The 8747-nt window shown below is 36.9% G+C and carries 3 protein-coding genes; 2 read left to right on the top strand and 1 reads right to left on the bottom strand.

Annotation, left to right across the window (positions count from 1 at the left end):
* Window positions 1-783, top strand: a 783-nt coding sequence (locus tag ACFING_RS08460) for a hypothetical protein (RefSeq protein ID WP_375621823.1), incomplete at its 5' end; no start/stop codon positions are given.
* Between the two features lie 6 nt (window positions 784-789).
* Window positions 790-3420 (top strand): DUF6990 domain-containing protein, encoded by a 2631-nt coding sequence (locus ACFING_RS08455; RefSeq protein WP_375630464.1) that lies wholly within the window; start codon window positions 790-792, stop codon window positions 3418-3420.
* Window positions 3421-4394: 974 nt separating this feature from the next.
* Here ACFING_RS08455 and ACFING_RS08450 read toward each other — a convergent pair.
* The coding region (locus tag ACFING_RS08450) for a type ISP restriction/modification enzyme (RefSeq protein WP_375630463.1) at window positions 4395-8747 on the bottom strand (4353 nt) is incomplete at its 5' end.

Raw genomic sequence — 8747 nt, 5'->3', positions numbered from 1 at the left:
GGTGCCGGTGGTTCCTTTAATGCTGGTCTTGAATTTGGAAAATTATTGACTGAAGTAGCAACGCTGTTTTTGGGAGGTGCTGGAGCAGCCAAGGGAGGCGTAAAGCTTGGCGAAAAGGTTCTGGCTAAATTCGCTGCTAAGACTGAAGAAGCGGCTGCAAAAGCAGAAAAGGAACTTGCCCAATCAGTTGGAAAAATTGGCTCTGAAGACAGTGCCAAGGGCGAAACATCCCCAAAGCCTTCAAAAAGTAATAGCAATCGTGAAACACTCGAAAAAAATAAGGAGCATCATGACGGAAAGCGTACAGAAGAAATGCAAAAATTACAGGAAGCAGGATGCACAACATGTACGCAAGAAGCATCGTTTAAAAAAATAGTTGAGAAACCTGATGGTAAAGGAGGGACAAAGGAAGTTGCAATAAGATCCCGTCCTGATATTCTCTATATAGAGGATGGTGAATTAAAAATTGTTGAGGTAAAAACGGGGAATGCTGGTCTAACCGAAAACCAAAAGATTTTGGAAAAGGAGTATAAAACAGGAGATGCGCAACCCACAGGAGATGTTGTTTTAAAATTCCTTGAGGAAAACAAAGAAAAGCTAAATAAATATCAAGAAGAACTCAAAAAATTTATAGAAAGAGAAAAACCAACGGAGGAAGCATTGAGGAATTTTAAGAAAAATTGGCCTAAAGAACAACTGGGCAAGGGTTGGGGGAGACCGATAAAATACGAAGTTATTCGTCATCCGAGCCGTTTAACAGAGCTTCTTGCACAAGGAAAGTGAGTCATGATGCAAACTAAAGATGTCACAGAGATTTTAAAAAGACTGGGCTGGGAGCCTTATCGTGATAACGTGGGGGATACTTTTGCGCATTATCATCTTCCCGATCGCATTGTCGGTATTGGCTATGGTGTAAAAAATTATGGAGAGAGAGGCAAAGAGTTTTTGCTTTCGGCTGATCTCACCACCGCTGCTTATTGCCTTGCTCGGGAATATTCTAGAGGTGAAAAATCACAGCGTAAATATGGAGATGTGCTGTTTTACGCGAAGGAGGATTTTAATGTTAAAGCTCCGGATCTTTCCGAAAGCCATATCACAACAGCTTTAAACAAAGTGATTGCATGGGCGCAAGCACAGGATATTGAAAAAAAATTACGTGAAGAAGCTGCAGATCATTCTCTTGTCGCAAAGGCTTTGCTTGGTGATGTAGAGACTTTAAAGAGTTCTGAGGTTACATCTCAGTTGTATGTACCAGAATTTTCTGATTACAAAACAATGACGAGGTATGATCGCCTGCTTTTTTTTGCACAGGCCTATAAAAATGGGGAATTAGACGATATTCTAACGCGCAAGAAGCCAAAACAGCGCTCGATAAGTCTCATAGCAGCAATGCGCGTTCTTAAAACACAAGGGTGGTTTTCAACGGAACCTGGAAAAATGTGGTTGATTTTGCCCGACCGCTTTATTCAATTTGATTTTGGTTTTATACGTCTCCATGACAATTACAATGTCCGTATTGAAGCTGAAATATCTAATGAAATGATTTCTGTCGCTTGCAATTGTATTCACTATAGTGAGGAATATTGGTGCGTTTCTCCTAAAAATATTTATAATTCTTTTAATACGATTGGGGGGGGGATTTTTAGTGGTTTTGGTAAAGGCATTGATATTTGTGTAGAGACATTAGATGAGCAAGAGCTTATCAAAATCTCTGAGCGGATAATACAGTGGGCACGTGCCCAAGATTTACAAGCATCAATAGAAAGCAAAACGCTTATCCAAAAATATAGCTACAATATAGATATAGTCTGGCATTTAGCTTGTTTAGCATTAACAGGTCAAATTGATATCCTGAAATCCTATCAAAATTTTTTAGAAGCAGGTACGATTTCTGAAATTTTGGATGACCGTGAAGTAGAGAGATATATTAACCAGGCCGTTCAATTTGCTGAAGAATATCTGAAAATCCTTAATGAGCGAAAAGCTATAGATGATCGTCTTAGTTTACAAGATTTGTCTTTTCTTAATACAGTTTCTGAAGACTTAAAAAGGATGGACTGGACAGTCTATCGTGATAAAAATTACAATTGCAATGCTTATTTTATAAAGAAAGATCGTATCATTAATATAGTGTACAACCTTGATAAAAACGGAGAGACACCATTTGTTACCTTCAAGGTTTCTCTTTCAACACTTGGTTTTTCTACAGCTTATCGATCTATTTTTATCGATACTCCCCAATATACCGTTCTTAAAGAATCAGAAGAAGTTTATGCAGTTTCTAGTACTGAATTGGATGAAGGTAAACTGAAGCAGATCTGTGCGGATATTTTGTGCTGGGCTGATCGACAAAATGTGAATCAAATCATCTATGATTATGCGGCTTTGTCCCCAGACAGTGAATATGATTTTGCGAAGTTGCACCTTATTGCACTTATTCTTATTGGGGATGTTGAAAAACTCAAATTTTATAAGGAAAGTTTGAAGGATAAAAACTTTTCAGCTTTGATAAGGGAAAACATAGCACATATTATTGATAACGTCCTTGCTCTTGCACGCCGTTATCGGACTGGTTTTCCTAAAAATGCTCCGATTTTAAGCTTGGATGCGCAAACAGCATCTGTTGCTTCTAAAACAACTTCTGTTGAAGTGGCAGAGGAAGTGGATGAAGTGGATGACACTGATGATCGTCTCACCATGGAAAGTGCTCATGCACTTTTAAAAAGCTTAGGCTGGTCAACCGAGAAAATCAATGAGAATGACCATATGGCAAGCTATCAATTGGCTGATCGTGAAGTAGATATTCTTTATAACGACGAAATTGCCAAAGACTACCCGCAATTTGATAGCGCCTTTTTGATTAGCACGGGCATTCTTTCCACCGCTTGTAAATTCATTGATCCTACCCACACGGAAGATATTCCAGATATACAGCTTAATTTTGAAGCAAAGGGGTTAGAAATCTTTGAACCAGAAGTTACTGCGGATCGCTTAAAGCAAGCACTTGATGACGCGCTAAAATGGGCGGTAACAGACATTGACCTTTCTAAAAGGCTACGCTCTGATTATGGTATAGCTCCTTGGGAAAAAGGCGCCACGTCTAAAGCAAACGATACGGATTATGCTTTACTTCATCTTGGCTCTCTTGCTTTATTGGGTGATGTTGAGACCTTACAATCTTATCAGAAAAGCTTTACGGCAGGTGATCACCTAGGCTTTGACGAAAGCATCAACAAAACCCATCTTGAACGTGCATTAGCTTTAGCCAAAGAAGTAGCAAAGGTGAAGCAAGTGAGTTACGCTTTGATTAAACAGGTGGCAGAAAAGCTTGATGATCCACAAGAGGTTACCAGCAAGGAGCAACCCCGCTCGTGGAAAGAGAAAATAGTCAATTTTATCGGAAAAAAAGACAAGAAATAGCACCTAAAAAATATCAAAAAGATTTCAGAAATTTAGAAAATAAGACGCGCTCCAAAGTCTTGATCACTAGTTGAAAAACTCAACAGTGGTATGGCTCTGATCATGGTTTTGGTGCAAGATTTTAAGGAAACAACCTATAAAAAAAGATCTATAAAATTATTCCATAGATGATCAAAATCCCTTTTAATGGATTATTATCTATTTTATCGGTTATGTCAGTTTATTTAACAAACGAATCTTATGATTTTAGTGAATGATTAAAATGTGCTTTATGAAAAGCATATGATCCTTTAAAGCTTTTCAAAAGATAGCTTGTAACTTATAATAAATGTTATCAAGATCCTTATGGTTGTTAGTTTTGGTGGTTTTGTGGGTTCTTTTTATACGTATTATTTTATTTTTTTAATCAAAAATAAAAGTTTATTATATTTCAATATGTTAACTTTTATCAAGTTTCACAAAAAACAACCTATATCAAAATACAACCTGTAAATTCAACTAATGCTATATGTTTTGTAGGTTTTTTTGGGGGGGTGAGAAATCTTCAAAACCTATAAGTAATATAAGAAAATGAATATACATAATCCTCTTTAAACAAAGCTTTTGAAAACAATAAAGCTATCATTTTAGATTACGGTATAATCTTTTAAAGGCAATGTAAAAAAATCTAATTCTATTTAAGAGTGGATTTCTTAAAAGTCTTAAAGCAATCCAAATAAGAGTATCTAAAAGTGCAAATGGTTTCTTTTTAGAATAACGCATGATAAATTATTCCTTTTAAGATTATAGGTAATCAACTCACAAGATGATACGTTTAAAGAATTTACAAAAGTCCATTAAAGAGATTTTGATAACGTAATTATTTCCTATCTTAGTTTATCTCATAACAGATGATAAAATAGACTGTTATTTAAACTAATACATAAGCGGCTTTAATAAGATTAGCATGCCCATTATGTGAGCATGCTTTTAAGTTATTCAGTTTCTCTTAATACCAAATTTGGTAAGTTCTTAACGATTTTCATGGTTTCTAAACTTACGGTAATAACCCTCTGAAATAACTCTAGAGGGTAGGCAGGGTTGCCAACGGTTTCAACAGCATAGCGATTGGCATCATTCACAATACCACTCTTTTTATCAGTCTTAACACATTGACGCCCCATAACCCATTCAAGAGCGGGCTTGCCATTAACGATATACTCATAAGCTTCAAGAGGGATATCTGTTATTGTGATATTGCTATTGTAAAAAACAGTTGATTTATCCTTTTCCTTACTATTCTTAATTTTTGCGAATTTCATTTCAGTTACATAATAAAACTTTTCGGGATTAGAGATCTCTGTCTGTTTTGGATTACCCTTTTTAAAGGTTACTGGATAAGGTTTTACATCTTCATAATTCACATGCAAATGACCCAGTTCACGCCCTGCTGTTACAAACTTCCAAAAATCACCAGCACTCTTTACACAAGGGATACGAGGCAATTCTTTGCATAAATTATCAGCATAACGGGCGCGATAATCTTCCGAATGCAAAAGACCGTAAACATAATAGAATAGATCATCTTTTGTTATGGTTTCATTAGGATAAGCTGCTTTAAAATGTGCTAATCCCGCATCTGTAATGGCATCACGGCGTTGTAAATCAGCATTGTTGCTTTTTTCTATAGAATTCGTAAATAAATGTGACTGGTTATTATCTTTAGATTTTAAGGAGGTAATATCTTCATAAAAGTATCTTGGAAAGCATTGACCTGTATCTATTGCGTGAAGGTTAGGTAAATCCTTACTCATCAAAACAGAAAATCCACTTCTTGCTCCTACGCCTGTAACTTGTATTACCTTATTTTTTACCGCTTTCCCTATAGAGAATTGTAAAACTCTCTCATTAAAAATGCGATTGTAATAAAGCCACTGTTGTGTAAAAGGGCGATAGAGGCTTTGAATAAGGTATTTATCTTCAAATTCGAAAATCTTTCCACTAATTAATTGTTGTTTAAGAGAACGACTCCAACTGATTTTTTTAGCATCTGAATTTACAAAATTATCTACAATTTTTGTACGTGTTTTACAGTCAGTGTGATAAATATCATTAAAACGTTTCACTTCACTATTATAAAAATTAATCATATTACGCATATTTTTAGCTAAAGCTTCACGGCTTGAGTTATATGCCCACGCATCACGGCTAGTTGAGATACCACAAGAAAACGTTTTAAAGAGCTTTTTATTATGTCCTTTCTTATCTCCTAAAGCTAGGAATGTTTCGAAACTCTCATCACGTTGATGTATCCAATCACCATGCTTATCTGGTGCAATTACTTGCCAGCCCTTTTTATCCGTAATGCCACCAACACTACCAAAACATTCCAGAGCTGTAAGTTTTTCTTTTATCGTACGATTATTACCAATATCATGATAGTAAATTTTACAAGGTCCAATAGCATTGGGATTTTTGATAAATAACGTTACCGCAATACCAGTCATACTACCATTGCCGAAAACATTTTCACCTTCTTGAGCAACTCCATTGCTTAACATATTTTTGCGAAGATCTCCTCGTAAATTGAGTACGTAAATACTGCTAAATTCTTTGGCTAAAGATTTTCGTAAACCATCCATTGTAGACTTTTCTATGTAACCAGAACCAGAAACAAAACCGATTACTCCAGCATTATCAATACGATCACTAGCCCAGCGAATGGCACGAATATAATTATCATATAGATTTCGTATAAGATTTGCATTTGACTGAGCGGCATAAGTTTCACGAATGCGGTCATCTAATATCGGATAAGGTGTATTCTTTGCATTATCATTAGCACTTTTTTGACCTGTTGAATAAGGAGGATTGCCAAAGATAACTTCAATATTCATCTTCTTTTGATGTTCTAAATATTCACTGTTTTCTTTAAACAATTCCTGTAGTAAGTTCTTCTCTTCAAGCATCCGAAACGTATCGGTTAAGCCAATATGTTTAAAAGGAATATACTCTCCTTTCATAAGACTATGATACGTCGATTCAATGTTAATCGCTGCTATGTAATAGGCTAAGAGAACAATCTCATTGGCATGGATATCATGACGGAATTTGTATTCCATATCCTCTGGTTTGATCAGTTTAGATTGTAACAGCCGCGTGATAAAAGTACCCGTTCCGGTGAAAGGATCAAGGATAGAGACACCCCGTGATCCCAAGCTTTTTCCAAACTCTTGCTCTAAAACATCATTAACGGAATGAATGATAAAATCAACAACCTCAACGGGCGTGTAAACAATTCCAAGCTTATCCGTGGTTTTCTTAAATGCCTTGGCAAAAAAACTTTCATAAAGCTTGATAATAAGATTCTGTTTTGCATGAGTTTCTGTAATCCCTGCTGTACAGAACATGACACTTTTGTAAAATTGATCAAGATCTTTCGTTTTCTCTTCGATATTTGTTTTATCCAGTGCCGTTAAGATCTTATCCATGGCTTGCGAAATGGCATTGTTCTGTACAAATTCATTACCGTCAAATAAAGCTTCAAACACGGGACGCGTGACAAGATGTTGCGCTAACATCTCAATCGCTTCCTCTTGCTTGATTTCACTGTTGACGTTGTTCTTTAATTCCTTATGGAATGCATCAAAGGCGTGAAAGGCTTCACTCTTTTCATCGGAAATCATATCTTTAAGATGATTGATATGGTTTTGAGCAATCTCAGCAACATTGTTCGCCCATATGCCCCAATAATCCGTGATTTTAAAACTATCCAGAAAAATGGCTTTGACAAAATCAAAAAATTCAGAACGGCGGAATAGGTCTCCTTGTCCTCCAGATACCGATTGAGATTTGCTTTCTGCTGTTCCAATGACACGTCCAGAACTTTCTGTTTTGGATGGTATCGAGATCTCATCAACCGTTGTGGTAAGCTCTTTTAATTCATTGGCTCGTTTAATCTCTATAATTTCAATCGTATGGCTGCTATCTTGTCCTAAAGACATCTGATTAATTGTCCGAGCAAGCCTTTCGTCATGAGAATGTAAAGCATGCAAAACTTGCCAAACAACACGGTATCTCTTATTGTTTTTTAAAGCCTTTTTGGCTTCTAAGTGTGAAGGAATGATAATGGGTAAAATGATATAGCCCGTTTTTTTATTTGGAGCACGACGCATCACACGCCCTACTGCCTGTATCACATCCACTTGGCTATTGCGCGGGTGTAAAAACATGATGGCATCAAGAGCAGGGACATCAATCCCTTCTGAAAGACACCGAACATTGCTTAAGATCCGACAAACGTTTTGACCCGCATCTTCTTTAAGCCAATCCAATTCCTCATTGCGTTTTTTGACGCTTTGCGTTCCGTCAATATGTCTTACTTCACAGTTTAGAAAGGGAACGGTTTGAAGGAAATCATCAATATGAGATTTGATAATTTTATTAAAGAGCTTTGTTATATATTGAGAGGTGTTAATGTCTTTGCAAAAAGCTAAAGCACATTGCATGGGCTCTGTATCATCATCATCAACAGCCGCTTGCTTATCTATTTTGGTAAGTGCTCTATAACAGCCAATAATTTTTGCCGCATCATCTAAATCAATTTCACGGTTTTCATTGGCAATAATCTCCTGTATGGCTGGTGTGATATAGGTTTCATTAATACCCAAGACCACAATCTTGTAAGGAGTTAAAAGTTCATTATCGACAGCTTCCGCGAAGGTATAATGATGAAGTTGTTTGCCATAAAGGGTTTCATCGTCCATAGATGCCAAAACAGCATTGATCTCATCCGCCCGCCTTTTAGCAGTGTCACTAAAGATCTTTGGGGTTGCTGTCATGTAGAGGCGTTTTTTGCCTCGAATAATGCTATTGTCATGAACCTTGATAAATTCAGATTCATGCTTTTCTGTTCCCAACACAACACCAGTTGTTCTATGGGCTTCATCACAAATGATCAGATCAAATTCGGGTAAACCATGGTCTTTTTGGGCATCCGAAATCACTTGAATTGAATGATAAGTTGAAAAGACCACGGTCATTGCATCTGCTAGGGATTCACAAGCTTCTTTAGCAAGGGCTTTTGCATCTGTGGTAGCAGGGAGAACAAGATCTGATGTTTCCATGCCAACAATATCATCTTGGTTTTTACGACGCTTGCCTACTTTTGTATCCGAACACACGGCAAAGGAACGCAAGGGCACTTGTGCATCGGCTGTCCATTCACGGATTGTTTGCGAGACTAAAGCCAGAGAAGGCACCAGAAACAAAACACGCTTGCCTTTTCCTGCTATGTGTTCTGCTATCTTAAGGCTTGTGAAAGTCTTCCCCGTTCCACATGCCATAAT

Origin of the sequence: Bartonella sp. AP150HLJHH, assembly GCF_042196385.1 — a bacterium.
GTDB lineage: Bacteria > Pseudomonadota > Alphaproteobacteria > Rhizobiales > Rhizobiaceae > Bartonella.
This window is presented reverse-complemented; position numbering and strand designations above follow the sequence as displayed.